The sequence below is a fragment of the Luteibacter sp. dw_328 genome (assembly GCF_018449605.1).
Lineage (GTDB): Bacteria > Pseudomonadota > Gammaproteobacteria > Xanthomonadales > Rhodanobacteraceae > Luteibacter.
In genome coordinates, this window is the sequence record NZ_JAAVUW010000005.1 from 120,896 (window position 1) to 143,219 (window position 22,324).

23 protein-coding genes are annotated in these 22,324 nt (G+C 64.8%); 9 read left to right on the forward strand and 14 right to left on the reverse strand.

What is annotated here, in order from left to right:
- Nucleotides 1–19: 19 nt before the first annotated feature.
- On the reverse strand, nt 20–1,807 hold the full coding sequence (locus HB634_RS13255; RefSeq protein WP_213948900.1) for a cation:proton antiporter: 1,788 nt from the start codon (nt 1,805–1,807) through the stop codon (nt 20–22).
- A gap of 377 nt (nt 1,808–2,184) precedes the next feature.
- Between HB634_RS13255 and HB634_RS13260 the strand changes: the two genes are divergently transcribed.
- Both HB634_RS13260 and HB634_RS13265 read left to right on the forward strand, forming a co-directional pair.
- On the forward strand, nt 2,185–3,504 hold the full coding sequence (locus tag HB634_RS13260) for an ABC transporter permease (protein ID WP_063573779.1): 1,320 nt from the start codon (nt 2,185–2,187) through the stop codon (nt 3,502–3,504).
- Between the two features lies 1 nt (nt 3,505).
- Nucleotides 3,506–4,729 carry an FtsX-like permease family protein gene (locus tag HB634_RS13265; protein ID WP_213948901.1) on the forward strand — a complete coding sequence of 408 codons (1,224 nt, stop codon included), beginning with the start codon at nt 3,506–3,508 and terminating at the stop codon, nt 4,727–4,729.
- A gap of 3 nt (nt 4,730–4,732) precedes the next feature.
- Here the strand turns inward: HB634_RS13265 and HB634_RS13270 are convergent, their stop codons facing one another.
- Entirely contained in the window at nt 4,733–6,235 is a 1,503-nt protein-coding gene (locus HB634_RS13270) for a YifB family Mg chelatase-like AAA ATPase (protein WP_213948902.1), read from the reverse strand.
- Between the two features lie 173 nt (nt 6,236–6,408).
- A complete protein-coding gene (locus tag HB634_RS13275) occupies nt 6,409–6,663 on the reverse strand; it encodes an accessory factor UbiK family protein (RefSeq protein WP_046981909.1) in 255 nt (84 codons plus the stop codon).
- A 177-nt stretch (nt 6,664–6,840) separates the two neighbouring features.
- Between HB634_RS13275 and glnK the strand changes: the two genes are divergently transcribed.
- Nucleotides 6,841–7,179 (forward strand): P-II family nitrogen regulator, encoded by a 339-nt coding sequence (gene glnK / locus HB634_RS13280; RefSeq protein WP_046981907.1) that lies wholly within the window; start codon nt 6,841–6,843, stop codon nt 7,177–7,179.
- Nucleotides 7,180–7,212: 33 nt separating this feature from the next.
- On the opposite strand, the gene HB634_RS13285 is transcribed toward glnK, so the two are convergent.
- On the reverse strand, nt 7,213–7,743 hold the full coding sequence (locus HB634_RS13285) for a DUF1453 domain-containing protein (RefSeq protein WP_213948903.1): 531 nt from the start codon (nt 7,741–7,743) through the stop codon (nt 7,213–7,215).
- Nucleotides 7,744–7,853: 110 nt separating this feature from the next.
- Nucleotides 7,854–8,588, reverse strand: coding sequence for a 2,3-diphosphoglycerate-dependent phosphoglycerate mutase (gene gpmA, locus HB634_RS13290; RefSeq protein WP_063573026.1), 735 nt, complete (start codon nt 8,586–8,588; stop codon nt 7,854–7,856).
- Between the two features lie 154 nt (nt 8,589–8,742).
- Here gpmA and HB634_RS13295 point away from each other — a divergent pair, with 154 nt between their 5' ends.
- A complete protein-coding gene (locus HB634_RS13295) occupies nt 8,743–9,393 on the forward strand; it encodes a hypothetical protein (protein WP_063573027.1) in 651 nt (216 codons plus the stop codon).
- 113 nt (nt 9,394–9,506) lie between these two features.
- Here HB634_RS13295 and hemF read toward each other — a convergent pair whose 3' ends face one another.
- The gene (hemF, locus tag HB634_RS13300) at nt 9,507–10,409 is read right to left on the reverse strand and encodes an oxygen-dependent coproporphyrinogen oxidase (protein WP_213948904.1); all 903 of its coding nucleotides are present in this window, start codon (nt 10,407–10,409) and stop codon (nt 9,507–9,509) included.
- 94 nt (nt 10,410–10,503) lie between these two features.
- Entirely contained in the window at nt 10,504–11,247 is a 744-nt protein-coding gene (locus HB634_RS13305; RefSeq protein WP_255548576.1) for a YdcF family protein, read from the reverse strand.
- Nucleotides 11,248–11,328: 81 nt separating this feature from the next.
- On the opposite strand from HB634_RS13305, the gene HB634_RS13310 reads away from it, so the two are divergent.
- Genes HB634_RS13310 through HB634_RS13325 form a run of 4 tightly spaced genes read left to right on the forward strand, consistent with a single transcriptional unit; the run spans nt 11,329 to nt 15,715 of the window.
- Complete coding sequence (locus tag HB634_RS13310; protein ID WP_255548577.1) at nt 11,329–12,531, forward strand: beta-ketoacyl-[acyl-carrier-protein] synthase family protein; 1,203 nt, start codon at nt 11,329–11,331, stop codon at nt 12,529–12,531.
- A complete protein-coding gene (locus HB634_RS13315) occupies nt 12,528–13,328 on the forward strand; it encodes a beta-ketoacyl synthase chain length factor (protein WP_213948905.1) in 801 nt (266 codons plus the stop codon). The genes HB634_RS13310 and HB634_RS13315 overlap by 4 nt, the downstream gene beginning before the upstream one ends.
- Nucleotides 13,325–14,101, forward strand: coding sequence for a glycosyltransferase (locus tag HB634_RS13320; protein ID WP_213948906.1), 777 nt, complete (start codon nt 13,325–13,327; stop codon nt 14,099–14,101). Before HB634_RS13315 ends, HB634_RS13320 begins: the two co-directional genes overlap by 4 nt.
- Nucleotides 14,102–14,116: 15 nt before the next feature.
- Nucleotides 14,117–15,715 carry a tryptophan 7-halogenase gene (locus HB634_RS13325; RefSeq protein ID WP_213948907.1) on the forward strand — a complete coding sequence of 533 codons (1,599 nt, stop codon included), beginning with the start codon at nt 14,117–14,119 and terminating at the stop codon, nt 15,713–15,715.
- Nucleotides 15,716–15,848: 133 nt separating this feature from the next.
- Here HB634_RS13325 and HB634_RS13330 read toward each other — a convergent pair whose 3' ends face one another.
- From HB634_RS13330 to HB634_RS13350, 5 genes are all read right to left on the reverse strand, one after another.
- Complete coding sequence (locus tag HB634_RS13330; protein ID WP_157504300.1) at nt 15,849–16,313, reverse strand: hypothetical protein; 465 nt, start codon at nt 16,311–16,313, stop codon at nt 15,849–15,851.
- Nucleotides 16,314–16,429: 116 nt separating this feature from the next.
- Nucleotides 16,430–16,864, reverse strand: coding sequence for a hypothetical protein (locus HB634_RS13335; RefSeq protein WP_063573252.1), 435 nt, complete (start codon nt 16,862–16,864; stop codon nt 16,430–16,432).
- Nucleotides 16,865–16,902: 38 nt separating this feature from the next.
- On the reverse strand, nt 16,903–17,856 hold the full coding sequence (locus tag HB634_RS13340) for an acyltransferase (protein WP_063573250.1): 954 nt from the start codon (nt 17,854–17,856) through the stop codon (nt 16,903–16,905).
- Entirely contained in the window at nt 17,853–18,167 is a 315-nt protein-coding gene (locus HB634_RS13345) for a hydroxymyristoyl-ACP dehydratase (RefSeq protein ID WP_231873994.1), read from the reverse strand. Before HB634_RS13345 ends, HB634_RS13340 begins: the two co-directional genes overlap by 4 nt.
- Nucleotides 18,168–18,269: 102 nt before the next feature.
- Nucleotides 18,270–18,542 (reverse strand): phosphopantetheine-binding protein, encoded by a 273-nt coding sequence (locus HB634_RS13350; protein ID WP_063573251.1) that lies wholly within the window; start codon nt 18,540–18,542, stop codon nt 18,270–18,272.
- A 177-nt stretch (nt 18,543–18,719) separates the two neighbouring features.
- Here HB634_RS13350 and HB634_RS13355 point away from each other — a divergent pair, with 177 nt between their 5' ends.
- A complete protein-coding gene (locus HB634_RS13355) occupies nt 18,720–19,706 on the forward strand; it encodes a pteridine-dependent deoxygenase (RefSeq protein ID WP_218625501.1) in 987 nt (328 codons plus the stop codon).
- Between the two features lie 26 nt (nt 19,707–19,732).
- On the opposite strand, the gene glmU is transcribed toward HB634_RS13355, so the two are convergent.
- Both glmU and HB634_RS13365 read right to left on the reverse strand, forming a co-directional pair.
- Nucleotides 19,733–21,112 carry a bifunctional UDP-N-acetylglucosamine diphosphorylase/glucosamine-1-phosphate N-acetyltransferase GlmU gene (gene glmU / locus HB634_RS13360; protein WP_213948908.1) on the reverse strand — a complete coding sequence of 460 codons (1,380 nt, stop codon included), beginning with the start codon at nt 21,110–21,112 and terminating at the stop codon, nt 19,733–19,735.
- 68 nt (nt 21,113–21,180) lie between these two features.
- Nucleotides 21,181–22,257 (reverse strand): DUF748 domain-containing protein, encoded by a 1,077-nt coding sequence (locus HB634_RS13365; protein ID WP_213948909.1) that lies wholly within the window; start codon nt 22,255–22,257, stop codon nt 21,181–21,183.
- Nucleotides 22,258–22,324 lie beyond the last annotated feature (67 nt).

The window sequence follows — 22,324 nt, forward strand, 5'->3', positions numbered from 1 at the left end:
CCCACGTCAAGGAAGGCTGTCAGTGCACCGCCGGAACCAGCGCGATCACGGTCCAGCCCGGACGGGGTTCGAGCTCACGGTGGCCGGAGGCGATGCGGAGGTCGCCCTTCTCTTCCACACCGAAGAGCGGCACCGTGCGCGAGCCGTATTGCTCGATGAAATGCGGCCAGTCGAACGTCTCGGTCAGGCGCGTCGACTTGATCCGCCATCCATCCTGGAGCATCTCGGCGAAACGTGCATGGGTCATGTCGTCGGCGAACAGCGCCGTGGCGAGGAGACTGCCCGCGAGCGATGCGCGACCGTGACTTTCCTCCGGCGAGAGATTGCGCAGACGGTACACCTTGTCGCGCCCGAACTCCTCCCTGTAGTGCACGCTCGCGAGTGAGTTCAGTTCGCGATGCGTGGACATGGCCAGAAGGTGCCCAATGCCTGCCAGGTCGAGGTTGCGATCGGCGGCCTGCGACTGCGGATTACCGAAGAACGTCGTCAACCCGGCCATGCGCGCGGCGCGAATGCCATTCCAGTCGTCGTCGGCGACCACCACGCGCAAGTCCTCTATCCCCGCGAGCGCGCGTGCCACCTCGAGCGCCACCACGTCGGAACCATAGATCAACACGCCGCGCGGTTCCGGATCTGCGACCTTCAGCCATCGTGCCAGCGGACGCGCCGTCGCGCTCTGGAAAACGACGGTGCCGATAATCATCAGAAACACGAGGGGAACCATCTTGTCCGCGCCAGCCATGCCGATCTTCTCCAGCCGGATGGCAAACAAGGCCGACACCGACGCCGCCACGATGCCACGCGGCGCGACCCAGGCGATCAACGCGCGCTCTCGCCACGGCAGTGCGCTGCCGACGCTCGACAACAAGACGGATAGCGGCCGGATGAACAGCTGCGCCACCACGAAGATGAGGATGCCGGCAAGCAGCGCACCATCCGGAAGTGGCCAGTCCAGTCGCGCGGCAAGCAGGATGAACAACGTCGACACCAGCAAGGTCGTCAGGTGCTCCTTGAAGTCCATGATGTCATCCATGTGCACGTCGCGCATGTTGCCCAGCGCGATACCCATGAGGGTCACGGCCAGCAAGCCCGATTCATGGGCAAGCGTATTCGACAGACTGAAGGCGGCGAGGACCGCGGCAAGCGTGCCGTAGTTCTGCAGGTATTCCGGAATGATGTGACGGCGCAGCAACCGGCCCAGTACGAAAGCGGCGATGCCACCGACGATGGCACCGCAGGCCACCGTGCCGAGAAACACCTGGATGGAATGCCCTTCGCGATGCGACACGATCGCTTCGTACACCAGCACCGCGAATAGCGCCCCGATCGGATCGATGACGATGCCTTCCCAGCGCAAGACGTTCGCGATGCGCGCGTTCGGCCGGACCGTGCGCAACATCGGTGCGATCACGGTGGGTCCCGTCACGCACGTCAGCGCGCCGAACAGGAAGGAGAGCTCCCAGCTCAAGCCACCGATCCAGTGTGCGGCACCCGCGAGCATCAGCAACGCGAGGATCGCGCCATAGGTCACCAGTCCACGCACCGCGTGGCCGATGCCCTTCAGCTCGTGGAAACGCAAGGTGAGGCTGCCCTCGAACAGGATCACCGCCACCGCCAAGGACACGATGGGGAAAAGCAGATCGCCCAGTACCTTGTCCGGGTGGAGCAGTCCGGTGACGGGCCCGGCCAGGATGCCGGCAAGCAGGAGGAAGAGAATGGCCGGCAGCCGGACCCGCCAGGCGATCCACTGGCAGACGAACCCCATGCCGAGCATCAGGGTCAGCAACATTCCGAGTTCGAGGCCCATGTCTTTCCTTGTCCCAAAAAGAAAAACGGCCAACACCGTGAGGCGGGCCGAGATAGGGACAGCATAAGGAGCAGTAGGTGAAGAAAAGGCCGGGCTCCGGTGCTGGAGCGGGGGGAGGGAGGGGTATCCAACACCGGAGCGGGGCGGGCAGCCCATTAGAGAACCGCCTGGTACAGAATTATCCGCTCGCCCCTGGGATTCGTCAACTACTCAGTACATGAAATAAGTATTAACTCTTCTGGGGCAACTTTGGCCCGTGTTTTGCTGGCTGCGCCCTGCCTGACCTTATGCACATGTCGCGGCCCTCCGACCGGGGCATGCTGACCATGCCGACAGTTCGTGGGGACGAGCGTCGCGCCACGGAGGGGCTCAGCGGAATGATCGGGTACTACGTCGAACTGGCAGCTCACAGCCTCAGGCGCAACAAGGTGCTGACGGCGTTGATGATCCTCGCGATCGCGGTCGGTATCGGCGCCAGCATGACGACCCTCACGATCATGCACCTGCTCTCGGGCGACCCCTTGCGCGGGCGCAGTGGGCAAGTCTTTTATCCACAACTCGATGCCAATCCGGACTCGAAGGGTCGGCAGCCTTACGACATGCTGGATTACCCGTCCGCGACGGATCTTTGGAGCGCACATCGCGCCGACCGCCAGGCGCTCGTCGTCAACAGCCACATCAAGCTGCAGGCGCCCGGGACACGCCTTCCACCACTGATGCTGTCGATGCTATCGACGACGTCGGATTTCTTCCCCATGTTCGACGTCCCCTTTCGCTTCGGGCGAAGCTGGACGCCGGAAGACGATACCGCGCACGCGCGCGTCGCCGTGATTTCATCCGATCTCAACGACCGTCTGTTCGGCGGCGAGAACAGCGTCGGCAGGACAGTACGACTGAAGAACAGCGATGTGCGCGTTGTCGGCGTACTCGCTCCATGGCGCCCTTCCCCGCTTTTCTACGATGTGCGTGGCGGACGTTTTTCCAGTGGCGATACGGCGAACTTCTATGACAAACCGGAAGGCGTGATCACACCATTCTCCACGGCGCTGGAGATCAACGATGGCGGATTCCAACCTTTTACGTGCTGGGTGCTGCCCATCACGCCGGGGCACCTGCAGAACTCGCAGTGCGTGTGGATCGCCCTCTGGGTGCAACTGGGCGACAGCGCCAAAGTCGACGCGTATCGACGTTTTCTCGATGGCTACGTAGCCCAGCAACAGTCGCTCGGGCGGATCACCCGCACGGACAACACACGGCTGCGCAGCCTGACGGAGTGGCTCGACTTCAACGGCGTCGTCCCGAGTGACGTCAAGCTGCAGACGTCGCTGGCCTTCGCCTTCCTGGCGATCTGCCTGTGTAACGTCGTTGGTTTGCTACTGGCGAAGTTTCTTCGCCGCGGCGGCGAAATCGGTTTGCGACGCGCGATGGGTGCGACTCGCCGCGCCGTGTTCACGCAGTGCCTGGTTGAGGCGGGCGTGATCGGTGTCCTCGGCGGGCTCGGCGGCCTTCTCCTTACCGTGCTCGGGCTCTGGCTTGTTCGTCGACAGCCGCTTCCCTATGCCGACTTCGTCCATCTCGACGTATCGATGTTCGTGGTTACGCTCCTGATCTCCGTAGGAGCGAGCCTGCTCGCGGGCCTGTTGCCCGCTGCGCGCGCCAGCCTGGTCGAGCCGGCCCTGCAGCTGAAGGTGCTTTGACATGGGTAACCCGCAGATCCAGCCCGTTCTCGCCGCACTGCGCAAGCACCGCATAGCGACGATCGTCATCGCATGGGAGATTGCACTGGCGTGTGCCGTGCTATGCAACGCGTGCTTCCTGATTGCTGGCCGCGTCCAGGCCATGCACGTGCAGAGCGGTGTCGATGAACATGCGCTGGGTACTATCAAACTCGAGGGCTTCGAACCACAGCAGGCGAACGACCTCAACGCGCGCGTGGTCGCTGGATTGCGCGCGGTGCCCGGCGTGCAGTCGGTCAGCACGGTAAGCGCGGTACCTTTCGGAGAGCCCGGCGTCATCGCTGGTGTCCACCTCGATGCGGCCGGGCAGCAATTCGGTGGCGTCGTCGATTTCTACGTAGCGGGTCCCGGTGCAGCAAAGGCGATGGGGCTTCGGCCACTGACCGGACGCATGCCCGCACCGGACGAGTACATGCCGGTGGCGCAAATCGTTCCGAATGAAGCCCCGATCGTGATAACACGCGTTCTGGCGGAGCATTTCTGGCCCGGCCAGGATCCGCTCGACAAGATGCTCTGGAGTATGGACACCCACTTTCGTGTCGTCGGTGTCGTCGATCATCTGACGATTCCGCAACCCGGTGCCGGCGAAGAGAAGGATGCGGACTGGTCGATCCTCGTGCCGGCCATGCCGGGTCCGCAGTTCGCCGGGAAATATCTCTTGCAAGCGAGCCCCGAGGACCTGCCACGCGTCATGCGCGATGCACGGACCGCCGTCCTCAAGATCGCCCCGGATGCGGTTCTCGACCTGGCACAGAGCCGGACCGTCGACGAACTCCGTGAGACATTTTTCCTCAACGACCGCGTCATGACGGGGTTGCTGATCGCCGTCATCGTCGCGCTGCTCGGCACGACCGCACTGGGCATCGTGGGACTGGCGAGTTTCTGGGTCGCACAACGCCGCCGACAGATCGGTGTCCGTCGCGCGCTCGGCGCGACGCGTGGAGACATCCTGCGTTACTTTCAGATCGAGAACTTCCTCATCGTCACGTTCGGCATCGCCCTGGGCATGATCCTGGCGTATGCGATCAACATGATCCTGATGAGCTTCTACGAGTTGCCGAGGCTGCCGTTCTGGTATCTGCCGGTCGGCGCGCTGGTGCTGTGGGTTCTCGGACAGCTGGCCGTGCTGGCGCCGGCCATGCGAGCAGCGGCGGTTCCGCCGGTGGCGGCCATACGATCCCTGTAGAGATCAGAACCGCCGGTAATGCAACGCCTCGGCAAGGTGATGCTGCTCCACGCAACCCGCCCCGCCTTCGAGGTCGGCAATGGTACGCGCCACGCGCAATACCCGGTGATAAGCACGTGCCGACGCGCCAAGTTTCTCGACGGCACCTTCCAGCCACTCGCGTTCGGCCGGGGGCAGCGCGCAGTCACGTTCGAGGTTGACCACGCTCAAATCGGAGTTCGGCTGTCCGGCGCGAAGGAGTGCCTTTTCGCGCGCATTGATGACACGGCGGCGAACGGTGGCGCTGTCGTCGTCATGCGGGCCGCGTGGCGCGGTGAGATCGGAAATCGGAACACGGGGCACTTCGACGCAGATATCGATGCGATCCAGCAGCGGCCCGGAAATGCGAGCGCGGTAACGCTGCACCTGGTCGGGTGTACATCGACAGTCGTGGGTCGGATCGCCGGCATAGCCACACGGGCAGGGATTCATCGCGGCGACAAGCTGGAATTCCGCAGGGAACGTGGACTGACGCGCGGCGCGAGAGATCACGATCTGTCCCGACTCGAGCGGCTCGCGCAGCACCTCGAGCACGTGTCGATTGAACTCGGGAAGCTCGTCCAGGAAGAGGACGCCGTTATGCGCCAGGGAGATTTCGCCCGGACGCGGCGACGAGCCACCACCGACCAGCGCCACGCCCGATGCGGTGTGGTGCGGCGCGCGAAAGGGACGGCGGCGCCAGCAATCCGGATCGATGGCTTCGTGGGATAGCGAACGGATGGCGCAGCTTTCCAGCGCCTCGGATTCGGTCATCGGTGGCAGGATGCCCGGCAGGCGCTCGGCGAGCATGGTCTTGCCCGTCCCGGGTGGACCGATCATCAGCAAGTGATGTCCGCCCGCCGCGGCGATCTCCAGGGCACGACGGGCCTGGTACTGTCCGCGCACGTCGCGCATGTCGGGCCCGCAGGTGGGCAGGTCGTAGAAATCGACCGCGGCGGCCGGCGCACCGAGGATGGCGTGGCCGCCGAGCCAGGCGCACACCTCGCCGAGGCTGTCGGCAAGGAGAACGTCGGCTTCACCGACCAGGGCCGCTTCCGCCGCATTGGCGCGGGGAACGACGATGCGCCGGCCGGCGCGACGCGCACGAATCAACGCGGGCAGGATGCCGGGGACGGCGCGTAACTCGCCCGACAGGGCCAGCTCGCCAAGGAACTCGCAGTCGTCGAGACGCTCGCGCGGAACCTGCGAACCGGCGGCGAGGATCCCAAGGGCGATGGCGAGGTCGAACCGGCCGCCATCTTTCGGCAACTCGGCCGGCGCCAGATTCACGGTGACGCGGCGGTTGGGGTATTCGAAGGCGGTGTTCTGGATGGCGACGCGGACACGGTCACGCGCTTCGCGCACAGACGAGTCGGGAAGCCCGACGATAGAGGTAGAAGGCAGTCCGCCGGACAGATGCACCTCGACGACGACCTGCGGCGCGGTGACCCCTTCCTGCGCCCGCGAGAGAGTGACGGCGAGGCTCATGATGGGGGATATCGTAACGGGTAACGGATCCCGATCGCTGGCGAACTACCGTGATCCTGTAGGGATCGGGCTCGCATACGCACTCCTTGCGTCGACTGGGAAAATAACCGCCCCCGACCGCTCTCGGGGTGAGGGTGACGGATCGGGGGCGGTCCCGGGACGGTCGGCCGTCCTTATTGGCCAGGAGCCGCAGCGCTGACTTCCAGGTCGGCGAGGCGCTTTTCCAAAACTTCGAGCCGTTCACGCGTCCGCGCTAGAACCTGGCTCTGAACATCGAATTCTTCTCGAGTAACGAGATCGAGGCGGCGTAGTCCCTGCGCCAGAATATCTTTGAAGTTGGCGTGCATATCCTCACGCGCTTGCGCCAACCCTGGCGGAACCAACGATGCCAACCGCTGTGCGAGTTGATCGATACCCTGCACATCCATCTTGCGCACCCCGATGTCGTGAATGAAGTTTAGGTGATTGGTTTGTAGGCGCTATAGGCCTACGCCTACACGTAGTGTAGGGTTTTTCCTACAAACACCCCATGAAGACGCCCCGGGACCCGAATGGCACAATGGCCGTCCGCGCGCCGGCAAGCGGCTGCGCCCTAGGAGTGATACATGAAGCTGGTGGTCGCCATCATCAAGCCTTTCAAGCTGGACGACGTCCGCGAGGCCCTTGCCGAGGTCGGCGTGCAGGGCGTTACCGTGACCGAGGTGAAGGGCTTTGGCCGGCAGAAGGGCCATACCGAGCTCTATCGGGGGGCGGAATACGTGGTCGACTTCCTGCCGAAGATCAAGCTGGAGGTGGCCGTGGCCGACGATCAGATCGAGCGCGTGGTCGAGGCGATTCAGGCCGCCGCCCGGACGGGCAAGATCGGCGATGGCAAGATTTTCGTCAGCTCGCTGGAGCAGGTGGTACGCATCCGCACCGGCGAACTGGACAACGACGCCCTCTGAGCGAGGGCGCCTGGAGGGGCCGGGGCCTAGGGCTCAGGCCGCCTGGGCCAGCCGCTTGTGGCGGCGGTGGTGGAACAGCACGCCCGCGTAGTACGCCATGTAATAGCCAAGGGTCAGGCCGATCACCAACATGGTCAGCGGGCTGTTGCCCGGTGCCGGGGTATGGGCCGGCACGGCGGCCGCTCCATCGCTGAACATCGGCGCCAACACCAGGAAACGCCAGGCCATGCGGCCGAGAAGCAGAGCCGTCAGCGCGGCGCCGATCCAGGGATTGGGAATGTAGAAGTCGGCGCCCTCGGCGTTCGACTCGAAACGGGTGAGGCGCAGGCCGACCAACGCCAGAGCGGCACCGACGACGAGGCCGCCCAGCGCGCCTTCGGCCAGGCGGATGTCTTGCAGGCCGGAGGTCAGCGTGAGGCAAGCAAAAACCGCGAAGATGGCGACGCGGATGCTCATGCGCTTTGTGCGAATCGGCTGACGACCGAAGCTGCCGCGAACACGGCGATAGACGGCGAAGGCCATCAGCGGGGCGACGATGAAGGGAACGACGGTCGGAGCCAGCATGGCGTAGGTCTCGGTAGTGGGACGGTGTGAGCTACGTTAGCGTCCGGGGCCGTGCCGATCGAGGGCTGACTGACAGGTGTTGGGGGTGACGGGTGTCACCCCCGACCATTTTATTTGGCTTTGCCCTGATTCGCGACGGCGGCCATCTTGGCTTCGATCTCGGCCTGGTCGCCCAGGTAGTAGTGCTTGACGGGGTTGAGGTCGGCGTCGAACTCGTACACCAGCGGGATGCCGTTGGGAATGTTGAGCTCGGCGATGTCGTCGTCCGAAATACCGTCGAAGTACTTCACCAGGGCGCGCATCGAGTTGCCGTGAGCCGCCATGAGCACGCTGTTACCGGCGCGGATGGCCGGCGCCAGCACGTCATGCCAGTAGGGCAGCACGCGGGCGACGGTGTCCTTCAGGCATTCGGTCAGGGGCACGTCGATGCCCTTGTAGCGATCGTCGTCGGCAAAGGATTTGGCACCCGCCTCGAGGGCCGGGGGCGGCGTGTCGTAGCTGCGCCGCCAGACGTGAACCTGTTCGTTGCCGTACTTCGCCGCCGTCTCGGCCTTGTTGAGGCCGGTCAGCGCGCCGTAGTGGCGTTCATTGAGACGCCAGTCGGTAACCACCGGGATCCACATCAGGTTCATCTCGTCCTGTACGTGCCAAAGCGTGCGCACGGCACGCTTGAGATACGAGGTGTGGGCCAGGTTGAAGGTGAAACCGGCTTCCTTGAGCAGGCGGCCGGCCTCGCGGGCCTCGGCCACGCCCTGCTCGCTAAGGTCGACATCGGCCCAGCCGCTGAAGCGGTTTTCGAGGTTCCAGGCCGACTGGCCGTGGCGGATCATGACGAGCTTGTACATGGCGTCCAACGATGGGGAGGAAAAAACCCATGGTGAAACCTGATCCCGGGGCCGTCAACTTGGTGCCTTTGGCGACCGTGTCATCAGTCACGCTAAACCTTGCGGCCGGCAGGTGCATCCTAGGAGTCCTAGTCCACCCGTGGAGCAGCACACCATGCGTCGTACCCTGATCTCGCTTCTCATCGCCCTTTCCGTATCCGGCGCCGCCCTGGCCGACGACGACGTCAGCAAGGTCAACGGCACGGCCCAGGTCGAGGCCGGCCAGCACGCTGGCGACGTCCACACCGTCAATGGCTCGGTCCGTATCGGCGACAACGCCGTGGTGCAGAAGGCCAGTACGGTCAATGGCGCGGTCGAACTGGGCAAAAGCGCCACCGCGACCATCGTGAAGTCGGTCAACGGCGGACTGACCCTGCACGAGAACTCACGCGTTTCCGACGAAGTCGAAACGGTGAACGGTCGCATCCTGCTTGAACGCGGCGCAGACGTGAAGGGCCAGCTGTCCAACGTCAACGGCGAGATCTCGCTCGAAGGCGCGCATGTCGGCGGCGGCATCGAAACCACGAACGCGGATGTCACCATCGGCGAAGGCTCGAAGGTCGAAGGTGGCCTGCTGGTCAAGAAGCCCTCGATGAGCTTCTTCAGCAGCAACGATCGCATCCCGAAAATCGTGATCGGCCCGCACGCCGTGGTGCAGGGCACCCTCTCCTTCCAGCGCGACGTCGAGCTGCACGTCAGCGATTCGGCGACGGTCGGCAAGATCGAAGGCGCGACGGCGAAGAAGTTCTCCGGCAGCGCCCCGTAAGCGAGGCGCTCTGTAGGAGCCGATTCATCGGCGATCCCGCGGCAGCGGGACAGGGGTGGGGCAAGCACCCCCATCGCCGATGAATCGGCTCCTACACGAGCACCGAGGGGTCGTCAGACCCAGTCGCGGGGCTTGAGGTACTCGGCGAGTCGTGCCTCCGGGCTGTCCGCTTCGGGCGTGAACCCATATTCGAAGCGGACGCGCGGCGGCAGGCTCATCAGGATCGATTCGGTGCGGCCGCCCGACTGCAAGCCGAACAACGTGCCGCGATCGTAGACGAGGTTGAACTCGACGTAGCGACCGCGTCGGTATAGCTGGAACTCACGCTCGCGCTCGCCATAGGGCGTGTCGCGGCGACGCTCGACGATGGGCACGTAGGCATCGAGGAAACCTTCACCGACATCGCGCATGAAGTTAAGGCAGCGGTCGAAGCCGCCTTCATTCTGGTCGTCGTAGAAGAGACCACCCACGCCACGCGTCTCGCCGCGGTGCTTGAGATAGAAATACTCATCGCACCAGCGCTTGTAGCGATCGTAGACATCGTCGCCATAGGGCTCGCAAAGATCCCTCGCTACCGTATGCCAGTGGCGCACGTCGTCGTCGAACGGGTAGTAAGGCGTCAGATCGAAGCCACCACCGAACCACCAGACCGGCTCAACGCCTTCTTTCGATGCCTCGAAGTAGCGCACGTTGGCGTGCGTGGTCGGGATGTACGGGTTGCGTGGGTGCAACACCAGCGACACGCCCGTGGCGACGAAACTGCCACCGACCAGGTCCGGTCGATGTGCCGTCGCACTGGGCGGCAACGGCGAGCCCGACACGCGCGAGAAGTTGACCCCGGCCTGCTCGAAGACACCGCCCTCACGCAGCACGCGCGTGCGCCCGCCGCCGCCGGCCGGCCGCGTCCAGGCGTCCTCCTCGAACGTCGCCGTGCCGTCGATGGCCTCGACGGCGGCACAGATACGATCCTGCAGACCACGCAGGAACGACTCGGCAAGGTTGGCTTGTTCGGACATGCGCGCGGGCATCCTTTCGGGGTTCGATGGGGCAGAGCTTAGCAAGACACCCGGGACCGCTCTCTGTGGCACGCCGCCGCGCGCCGCTGACAGTTCAGGAAATGCGAGCCGCCATGCGCCGGTTGCCGATCAGCGCGGCCCAACGCATGCCGGTGTCGATCCACATCAGGTAGCCGGCCTCCATCAGCATGCGCAGGACATAGCGGCGATCGAGTCGCAAACGCGCTTCGGCGCCAATGGGTGCGGCATCGAAGCCGAGGCGACGGGCGAGATACATGCACCGCGCCAGGTGGTAGCGACTGGTGACCAGACCCACCGCAGGAAGCCTGGCTCCGGCGTCGTGCCTGAGCAATTCGCGGGCGTGGCGGAGGTTCTCCAGCGAATCAATCGACATCTGTTCCAGCAAAAGCGGGACCTCGGCCGGCCACCCCTCCGCGACGAGCCAGCGACGCCCCGCCTCCGCCTCGCTGAGGCAGCCGCCACTCATGCCACCCAGGAGGAGGACCCGGTCGGTACGGCCGGACCGCGCGTTGTCACGAGCACAGGTGAGCCGGCTGATGAAGTCGTGTTCGGGGCGATCGTCGACCAGGCGGCGACCGAAGACGAGCAAGGTGCGCCGGGACGGGGAAAGCGCCGGGCTATGCCGCGCGAGTCGCCACACGCGGACGGCGTGCGCGACGTACACCAGTCCAAGGCTGCCGACGAACACGAGGGTCGTCACGAGAGCGGCGAGCAGGATGTCGCGATCGCTGAGGTATCGCCAGACGCCTCGGCGCAGGGGTTTGAGCAAGCCGGACATAGGGAATGGCGTTGCGGGAAGACCCGCAGTCTGTGCCATTCGCTCTCGGGGGTGCAATCGGCCGAGCCGGTACCCGGCGTTCACGAGACGCTACCAGCCAAAAAGGATAGGCTCGCGCGTATGCCCCATCCCATGCCTCCGCTTTCCATTCGCGCGTACACCGCCACTTCAGCCCTGGGCCGCGGGCTAGATGCCCACGCCGACGCCCTGCGCTCCTCACGGGGCGGCCTTTCCCCCAACGACTTCAGTTCGGCGCCGCTCGACTGCTGGATCGGCCGCGTGGCCGGCCTGGAGGACGAGCCACTGCCGGCGGAACTTGCCCAATGGGAGTGCCGCAACAACCGGCTGGCCTGGGTGGCACTGACCCAGGACGGCTTCATGGACGCGGTACGCGACGCACGTGAGCGCTATGGCGCGTCCCGGGTGGCCGTGCTGCTCGGCACGTCCACCTCCAGTATCGGCGCGACCGAGGAAGGCTACCGGCGTCTCGATCATGGCCGCATGCCGGAGGACCTGCATCGCCCTGTCCTGCATACCCCGCATTCGCTCGCGGGCTTCGTCGCCGCCGCGTTCGATCTCGAAGGGCCCTGCCTGACGGTGGCCACCGCGTGTTCGTCGAGCGCAAAAGTCTTCGGCAACGCCGAACGCATGATCCGACTCGGCCTGATCGACGCAGCGGTGGTCGGTGGCACCGATACGCTGTGCGACAGCGTGCTGTTCGGCTTCAATTCGCTGGAGCTGGTTTCCGGTGAACCCTGCCGCCCTTTCGACGCGAACCGCAGTGGCATCTCGATCGGCGAAGCGGCCGGCTTTGCCTTGCTCGAGCGTGTGACCGATGGCAGTACGGGACCGCTTCTGATCGGCTACGGCGAAGCCAGCGACGCACACCACATGTCCACGCCGCATCCGGAAGGCCTCGGCGCGGAGATCGCCTTGCGTGATGCGCTCGCCCGGGCTGGCATCGAAGCGGGCGATGTCGACTACATCAACCTGCACGGCACGGCGAGCCAGAAGAACGACGATGTCGAAGCCGCCCTTGTCGCCCGCAGCTTTCCTGCTACGACACGCGCGAGTTCGACGAAGGGCTTTACCGGTCACACGCTTGGTGCGGCGGGCATGCTCGAGGCTGCGATCACCCTGCTCGCCATGCGGGACGGGCATGTTCCGGCAAACCTCGGCGCCACGACACCGGATCCGCTGTGCGGGCCGCAGATGGCCTGGACAGCCGAGCAGCGCGAGGTACGCATCGCGCTGAGCAACTCGTTCGGCTTCGGAGGGAACAATGCCTGCCTCGCGTTCGCCCGCGTGGGAGAGCCCGCATGAGCGCTGCGCTGAGTGTGTGGGTAAAGGGCGTCGGCTTATGGGCGCCAGGCGCCGCGGACTGGCACGCGTTCTGCGAGATTGTCGCCGGTCGCGATGCGCCGGGCACGGAAGGGCGACCGATGGCGGATGTCCTTCCGCCCAACGAACGCCGGCGCGCACCGGAAAGCGTGCTTCTGGCCGCCGCCGTCGCCGGCCAGGCGGTCAGGATGAGTGGTCTCGAGGCGGCGGCTCTGCCCTGCGTCTTCGCTTCGGCGCACGGTGACCAGGCCATCACCGATTACATGTGCGCGACACTCGCCGATACGCCGACCGAACTGTCGCCGACGAAGTTCCATAACTCAGTGCACAACGCGCCAGCCGGCTACTGGACGATCGCCACGCACTGCCACGCGAGCTCGAGTGCCGTGTCCGGCGGCGAGACGACATTCGGTGCCGGATTGCTCGAGGCGGCGACGCTCGCCGTGGCCGACGACCGCGACGTCCTGCTTGCCAGCTACGACATTGCCGGCGTGGGACCGCTCGGTGAGATGACGGCCACCACCGGGCCCTTTGCGATCGCCCTGGTGCTTTCGCCGCGAGCCGATGCGACAGCCGTACGCCTCGACATCACACCTTCGCCAGGAAACAGCGGCAGCCAGCCCACGGGCGACGCCTGGCTGGACAGCGTCGCCGCCAGCAATCCATCGGCGCAGGCGATCCCTTTGGCACACGCCCTTGCGTTGGCGCGCTCCACCGCGCTACGCGTCGCCGCGGCGCGTGAACTCGATATCCATGTCGACGTGGAGCTCGCTGCGTGAACGCAAACGCCGAACGCTGCTGTGTCCTGATTCCCTGCCTCAACGAAGAGGGCGCGATCGGGCGGGTGGTGGGCGAAGCGCTCGCGCTGGGACTACCCGTCATCGTCGTTGACGACGGATCGAACGATCGGACGCCCGATATCGTCAGCGCCCTGCCCGTCACCCTGCTGCGTCACGCGACGCGCCGTGGCAAGGGCGAAGCCTTGCGCACCGGTTTTCGTGAAGTGCTTCGCCAGGGATTCGCTGCCGTGGTCACCATGGACGGCGATGGCCAGCACCTTGCGTCCGACATCCCCGCCATCCTCGCGGCGAGCCGGGAGTATCCCGGAAGCATCGTCATCGGGGCTCGCATACTCGACCGCCACCAGCAACCCCCCGGTCGTCGCCGCGCCAACGCGGTCGCCGATTGGGGGATTTCCTGCGCCTGTGCGCAACCCATCGCGGATACACAGAGCGGACAGCGTCTGTATCCGCGCGCTGTCCTCGACCTGGTCGATATTCCCGCCGAGCATTTCGTCTTCGAGGCCGCCCTGCTCATCACTGCCTGTCGTGAACGTGGCACGCGCGTGGTCTCGGTGCCGATCGCTTCCCGTTACGAGGGCGACTTCAGGGTCAGCCATTTCAACCCTGTGCGTGATGTCACCCGGATAACGGTGTACACCGTGGGCCGGGTGTTTCACTACGGCAATTTCCTTGCAAGCTACCGACGCTCACGTTCGGCGCCGACGATCGTCGGCGCCACCGAATCGGCCGAGCCACGCACCGCACACTGACACCCGAGGTGAAACATGGATCGTAAGCCGCACGACGCCGTCATCCTGGGAGGAGGCCTTGCCGGGCTCTCCCTCGCCATGCAGTTGAAGGGTGAATACCCGGACATGGACATCGTGGTGCTCGAACGCCAGGCGCGCCCCCTGCCCGAGGCCGCGCACAAGGTGGGCGAATCGACCGTGGAGATCGCGGCGCATTACTTCGCCGACACACTTGGCCTCCGCGACCACCTCGAAAGCTCGCACATCCGCAAGTTCGGATTCCGGTTCTTCTTCTCCGAAGGCAAGGACGATCTCGCCGATGTGACCGAGCTTGGCGTCAGCGCCGTCCTGCCGACGCCTAGCTACCAGATCGACCGCGGTATCCTCGAGAACTATCTCGGTGACGAGGCACGCCGTCGTGGCATCGACTTCCGCGACGGCGTGACCGTACGTGGGTTCGACATAGGCGCGGGCGAGGCACCCCACACCGTTCGTGCTCGCGCGCAGGACGGCAGCGAAACCGTGCTGCAATCACGCTGGCTGCTCGATGCTTCCGGTCGCGCAGGCTTGATCCGGCGCAAGTTCGACTTCACGCGCGACAACGGCCATCATGCAAACGCCGTCTGGTTCCGGATCGATGACCGCCTGGAGATCGATGGCTGGTGTGACGATGCGGAATGGAAGGAACGTTGCCGGCCGCCCGAGCGCTGGCGTTCGACGAACCATCTCTGCGGGCCAGGCTACTGGGTGTGGTTGATTCCGCTTTCCTCCGGCGCGCATTCGGTTGGCATCGTCGCCGATGCAGCCATGCATCCGATCGAAAAGATGAAGACCTTCGACCTAGCCGTGCAGTGGCTCGAGGAACACCAGCCACTGGTTGCCCGGCAAGTGGTCAAGCGTCGTGAGAAGCTGCTGGATTTCGCCTTTTTCCGCAACTTCTCCTACAGCTGCTCCCGTATGTTCTCCTCGGATCGCTGGGCTCTCACTGGCGAAGCCGGCGCCTTCCTCGACCCCTTCTATTCCCCCGGCAGCGACTTCATCGCCATCGCCAACACGTACATCACGTTGCTGATCGGTCATGACCGTCGCGGCGAGAACGTGGCACCGCACGCGCGTCTCTACGAGCGGCTGTTCTTCTCCTTCTACGAAGGCACGTTGAAGATGTACCGCGGTCAGTACAACCTCTTCGGCGACGCGGAAGTACTGCCGATCAAGGTGATCTGGGATTACGCGTACTACTGGGGCGTGCTCTGCCAGATCGTCTTCCAGAAGCGCCTTGGCGACAGCGCCTTCATCGCCAGGATGAGCGACGAACTGATCGCCGCGACCGAGTTGAACACGAAGGTGCAGGCATTCTTCCAGCCGTGGCACGTCGTGTCGGACGGACGCAATCGCAGGGTCATGCTCGACCAGCGCGATCTCGCGTGGTTCGCCGACATGAACAGCACGCTGCACGACGCGTTGGACGACGACACACTCGCGGAACGACTGCGCGAGAACGTCAGGATGATGCGCCTGCTCGCCGCGAGCATTGTCGAACGTGCGGTGGACGATCATCCCTCATTGCTCGAGGCGGCGGGCGATCTGGTCGACGTCGAAGGCGAGCGCACGGAACTGTTCGCGAGGGTTGCCTGAGTCGCGGGTTCTGAGACGGCGCCGGCACAGACTGCTCTGGTCGGCCTGGAGGGGCGGTCAGGCTCCTCATCAGTCCCCTTTCGCGAGACCCTCCGGGCCGGCAATTTCTGTGCGACGCATGACCCGTGGAGCATCAACGACTGGCGGTTGGACACACAGGCGCGTACTTATGATCGTAGTCATAGCGATACTTGTGGATTAAGGCGTACCAACTGCGGTCGGCTTCAGGCACTACGGCGTCGATCTTGCTTTCCGCTTCATCGAGCGTCGGCCTGGCGACTGACATCGTCTTCCCAACCACCGCCGCGTCTCGATCCTTCAGGATGATCTCGATCTGCTCGATGGCAGCGACGGTCGCGTCCTTATGTTTCAGCGCCTCGTTCTTCTTCTTGTCATTGATGGTGTTGTAGAACTTGTCGCATACAGGCTGCGCGGATTCCGAAAGCCCCGCGTCGTCGGACGTATCGGATGCCTGCGCGACTGACGCTGAGGTCGATGGAAGCAGACCGTCGACATGACTGCTGGCTATAGCGGTGCCATTCAACAAGGCGCCAGCGACGATGCTGGAAAAGACCAGACCAGAAATCATTCTGCTCATTGCATTTCTCCTGAAATGAAAGCGTTGCGTCCGTGTACGCGCATGAGTATTCGTCGCCCCTTTATTGGAGGCAATATATCTTTGGTTGTAGGCGCAGATCCGCTACCGGAATGCTGTCAGCGAGACGGATGGATGACCGCAGCGCGTCCCGAGGCGAGCTCCTCGCCGCTGTGCAAGACGCGAAACAGATACTGCGCACCGTTCTCGTCAGCGATCAGGCACTCGGCGTAAACGTCGAGTACGCCTTCCCGATTATCGATCCGCTGTGCGGAGAGTTTCACCCCGCGCAGACTCACCAGCATGCCGGGCCGAGGGGCCGTCTCGCCACGCTCGCGTCCGCGCAAGGCACCATGCACCGCCATGGCCTGGGCGCCATACTCGGCGAGGTGGACAGCGTGCAGTCCGCGCTCACTCCGCAAGGGATGAGTGTCGAGCACGTGACTGACGCTCGTCGCATGAATCGACGTGTCGTCCCACGAGAGAACGCCGTCGAGCAGGCACATATCGCCGGCATGGGGAATGAGGTCGATGAAGTCAGTCTTGGCGAGCATGGTGGCCATGAAGATAGAGGATCTACGCAGCGTCCGGATCAGGCGTCTGGCTGGCCGGACGCATGAACGGCCCCAACGCCAGCCGACTCGTCGGCAGGGGTGGTTTCTTGCCAGAAGTCGTAGAAATTGAACCAGTTGAAGGGATAGACGCGAGCGTAGTGCTCGAGACGCGCCGCAAAACGACCGATAACGGCATCCAGCTCCAGCTTCCGGTTCGCACGCGGAATATCGATGCCGTCGGAGAACGCTTCGAAGATGAGCTTGTAACGGTTACCGCCCAGATAGATGCCCATGCACAGCACCACGGGGATCTTCAGCGCCGATGCCAGGAGCCACGGGCCGGCGGGAAACGGCGCGGGCGTGCCCAGGAACGGCAGCATTCGCGTGGTCTCGTTCTGATGGCCCCGATCGGCCAGCAAGGCCACCATGCCGCCCTGCTGCGTGCTTTCCGCCATTGCCAGGGCAACCGACGTGCCGCCGAGCGCGGCGTCGATGACTGCTGCGCCAACGTCTGGCGCCAGGGCTTCGAGTATGGCCGTGAGTGCAGGGGTCTTCTGTTTGTCGAGCACCACACGCAGGGGCACGTCGGGACGACGACCACCGAGCGCGCGCAGCGCCTCAAAACTTCCCTGGTGCGAGCCGATCAGCAGCACGCCCTGACGCGCGTCGAGATAGTTATCGAGGATGGCCAGGCCCTCGACATCGACAACGAAGTCGCGCTCGCCGTGGGCGAGGAAAAACAGGCGATCGAGCAGGGTCGCCGCGAACATGTGGATGTGGTGGAAAACATCCCATGAGGTCACGGGGCGATTGAGTACCCGCGCGAGGTAACGGCGCGAAGCATCCCGCTCGTCGGCACGACGCAGGAAGAAATAGAACGTGATGGGATACAGCAGCAGGCGCGCGACGGGGCGGCCGAGGCGCAGCGCAATGGTGCGAATCACCCAGATGGCGAACAACCCACCGCCTTCGCGCTGCTTCCAGTGGCTCATGCGGTCGCTTCCAGGGTGCCGCGCAGCAAGAGGTCGGCGCCGCGACGAATCGTGAAGCGATAGCGTGAATCGGCCAGGGCGATCAGTTCCAGCTCGGCGTCTTCATCCGGCAGCAGGGGCGCCAGGAACTTCGCGTCGATCACCTGGCGCACGCCAGCCATGCGCCAGTCACGCAGTGCCTCAGCGGCCTGCTCGATCAGGAGCACGCCGGCGACGATGGGCCGCCCCGGAAAGTGACCGGCAAAGCTCGGGTGTGCCGCGTCGAAGCGCAGCGGGCGAACGTAGGACGCGATGTCGGCGGTGTCGGTCAACAGCTGGCTCCGGGCCTGGTCGGGAACGGCGGCGCGTCGGTCGCCGCCCCTGTGTCTGCGCGCAGCAGAACACGTCGGGGGCGAGTGCGACCTGAACGACCGTCAGGCCGTGGCGCGATGCTGTTCGATATGCTCCGAGAGCAACCGAAGGTTCGTGAAGATGGTGCGATTGTCCGGGTTGTCGGACTTCAGCTGGAAGCCGTAACGCTTGGACACGGCCAGCGCGATTTCCAGCGCATCGATCGAGTCCAGACCGAGGTCGCCGCCGAACAGGGGCGCCTCGGGATCGATGTCACCCGGTTTCACGGCCTCGAGGTTGAGGCTCGTGACGATCAGTTCTGCCAGTTCTTTCTGTGCTGCGGTTTGCGTTGCCATGTGGTCTTTCCAGGTCCCGGATATACCTGCCTCCCCCCGGATGGCAGCGACCGGGCAGATTACCACAGAGCCGTTCGCCGACCGTTCGCAGCCGTTCAGCGTCGTGAAGCGACCGGGTCCACACGCCGCGCTGACAACGGAACGATATGATGGCCCTGACGACTACCGGAATACCCGATGCCCCCAGGCAGTGAAATGCGCGAGCGCTCGCCGCTCACCGCCCCTCCCGCGCCCACGGTGACCTACCGGACTCTTCCCGGCGCGTTATCCCGCGGCACGCTCGCCGCCTTCGGCTTCGGCCGTCAAGCTGCCGACCATGACGATCCACGCTGGCTGCGCGTTGCCCTTGAACCGCTGGGCTCCGGCCTGGAGGAGGTCTGGGAAGTCGATGCGGAGGTGACCTGCGGCCGCGATGGCGACTTGCGCTGGTCGCGGGGCGGAGGCTGGTTGTTCGTCGCGGTGGAGTGCCGGGAGAGCGATCACGGTGGCACCGAGGCGGCGGCGGACCACGCCTACGGGCTGCTGTCGCGGTTCGTCGCGGCCTGCGATGAGCGCCATGTGCAACGCATCTGGAATTACCTCGACGCCATCAACGAAGGATCGGGTGACGACGAGCGCTACAAGCGTTTCTGCACAGGCCGGATTCGCGGCATGGGTGACGTCTTCGCCCAGGGCTTTCCGGCCGCCACGGCGATCGGGCACCACGGGGATCCGGGCCTGTTGCAGGTTTACCTGCTCGCCACGGACCGACCCGGCACGCGTGTGGAGAATCCACGTCAGGTCAGCGCCTGGCGTTACCCCCGTCAGTACGGTCGTACGCCGCCGAGCTTCGCACGCGCCACGTTACTGCCGGCCGACGACGTACTGGCAATCTCGGGGACGGCGGCGGTCGTCGGCCACGCGTCGGCGCACGCGGGCGACATGGCGGCTCAGCTGGGCGAGACGTTGCGGAACCTCGATATGTTGCTGGTGACCAGCGGGCTTCCCGCCGGTTTCGATCGACTGGCCCCGCTGAAGGTCTATGTGCGACATCCCCAGGACGAACCGGTGGTTCGCGCCTTCGCCGCGCGGCACCTTCCGGACGCGCCGCTGCTGCTGGTCCATGGCGATATCTGCCGCTCCGAGTTGCTCGTTGAAATCGATGGCTGGCGCTACCGGGCCTGATCGGCTTTCCTGATCGGGCCTGGGTGTCAGGACTTCTTCGTTGGACGCTGCCAGCCGTCGATCACGGTCTGGCGGGCGCGCGAGAGGGTCAGCGCCTCCGGCGGGGCATCCTTGGTGATCACCGAACCCGCGCCGATCGTGGCGCCGTCATGCAGGGTCACAGGCGCGACCAGGGAACTGTTCGAGCCGACGAAAACACGATCGCCGATGGTGGTGCGGCTCTTGTTCACGCCGTCGTAATTGCAGGTGATGGTGCCCGCGCCGATGTTGACTTTGCTACCGATGACCGTGTCGCCGAGGTAGCTCAGGTGGTTGGCCTTCGAGCCTTCGGCGATCACCGCGTTCTTCGTCTCGACGAAATTTCCGATGTGCACGCCGGCGGCGAGATCGGTTCCCGGGCGCAGGCGCGCGAAAGGTCCGATGGTGCAAGGACCATGCGTCACCACGCCATCGAGGTCGCAGTGTGCGAGCACCACCGTGCCCGCCGCCAGCGTCGCGTTACGAACGCGCGTGAAGGGCCCGATACGCACCTCGTCGCCCAGTGAAACCTCGCCTTCGAAGATGACGTTGACGTCGATCTCGATGTCACGTCCCGTGGTGACCTTGCCGCGCACATCGAGCCGTGTCGGATCGGCGAGGCGCACTCCCGCGAGCGCGAGTTCACGCGCCATGCGTTCGCGATACGACGCTTCCAGACCGGCCAGTTGCCACGGATCGTTGGCACCCGACGCTTCAACCGGGTCGCAGTCCACGCATATGGCGGGCGTGCCTTCGGCCGAAGCCATCTCGAAGACATCGGTAAGGTAGTACTCGCCTTGCGCATTGCTGTTGCCGAGTCGCTGCGTCCACGCCAGCAGGCGCGCCGCGTCGCCGGCCACAATGCCGGTATTGACCAGGTCGATGGCGCGCTGCGCCGCGCTCGCATCCTTTTCCTCGACGATGTGACGCACGTTTCCCGTCGCATCGAGGACCACCCGCCCGTAGCCCCGGGGCTCGGCCAGCCGCGTGGCGAGCATCGCGAGGCCCTCGCCAGCCTGCGCAAGCGCGGCAAGCGTTTCGCCGCGGATCAGCGGGACATCGCCGTAGAGGATGAGCACGCGCCCCTCCAGGTTTCCGGCGGCTTGCAAGGCCTCGAGAGCCGTGCGCACGGCATGACCGGTACCGAGACGCTCGCGCTGCTCGATCCACCCCAGCGCGCCGTCGGCGGCGTAGGCCGCGCGCACCTGCTCACCGTTATGTCCGTAGACGACATGCACGCCGACGGGGTCGAGCGAACGCGCCGCTTCGATCACGTGGGAAAGCAGCGGCCGCCCGGCCAGCGGCATGAGCACCTTGGCGGACGCGGACTTCATCCGTTTGCCTTCACCCGCGGCGAGAATCAGGACATGAAGGGGCGTGGCGGTCATGGGGGCTCTTGCCTGGCGTTAAGGAGAGGGCCGCACTGTCGCGCGTTTCATCGCCCCTGCCAAGTCGGCTACTTGTCGTCTGGCCGATGGGTAAGGTGTTCGAGGTTGGGCTTATAGGCCTCGACGAACGCATTGCGCAGGATGCCGATGATCGCATCCGAGGCGGACATGTTCTTGTCGCCGATGGTGCCGGAAATGGTCACGCGCGTCGCGAACTGGTCCTTCGACTGGTTCTTGAAGACCTTTGTGACACCTTCGGCCAGGGCCTCGTACGCCAGCTTGACCGGGCCCTTGTGATCCTGCTCCACGTCCTGTTTCCAGCTGAAGATCTGCAGCCCATGGAACAGCGGCTTTGCGTACCCATTGAGCTTGCGATCCTTCGCTTGCAACTCCATGACGAAGTCGCCTTCACCGCCGGCGAAGTCGAGGCCGGAATAGGCACGCGCGAGATCGTTTGCCTTGACCAGCTTGATGTTGCGGATGCTCAGTTCGTAGTGGAAATCGCCCAGGCGTTCGAGCGGGTCGAACTCCGCGGTCGTCTCCAGCGGTGCGTCGCCCAATACCTTGGCGGTTGCATGCATGTGGGCCACGCGCGACCCACCTTCACGCTGCACGTTGGTCAGGTTGGTGGCGGTGCCGTTGACGTCAGTCATCTTCAGGTCGACCTTGGGGCTCGAAATGAAGTTGTGGAAGGTCACGGTGCCATTGAAGACGTTCACCTCCTCGAGGCGCGTCGGAACCAGCGCTTTCAAGGGTGTGCGCCAGTCGACGCCCTTACCGGTCTGCGTATCGCCCTCGCCCTTGCCGTCGACGAAGTTCACCACCGGATCGAAGAAGTCGATCTTGCCGCGAAGCCGCCCTTTGACCAGCGACGTGTTGCTCAGCGAGATCTCCGCGCGTGCCGTTTCGAACAGCGGCACGGGCAGCTTGCCGTCCGTCTTGGTCACGGTCATCCGGTCGATCGTATAGGCACCGCGCCACAGGTGGATGTCGATGTCCTCGATGTGGCCTGCGTAGTTCCCCATCTTGGCCAGGCGGCCGTTGAGGTAGTTGAGCACCACATACGGAAGGGCGATCCGCGCGGCGATCAGCACGACGGCGATGGCGCCGATGATCCAGAGGCTGCGGCGATAGCGGGTGTGCATGGTGGTCGGGTACCGGGGGACGACCGGGGTAGTGTGGCTTGTTCAGGATCACAGGCACATGAAGGCC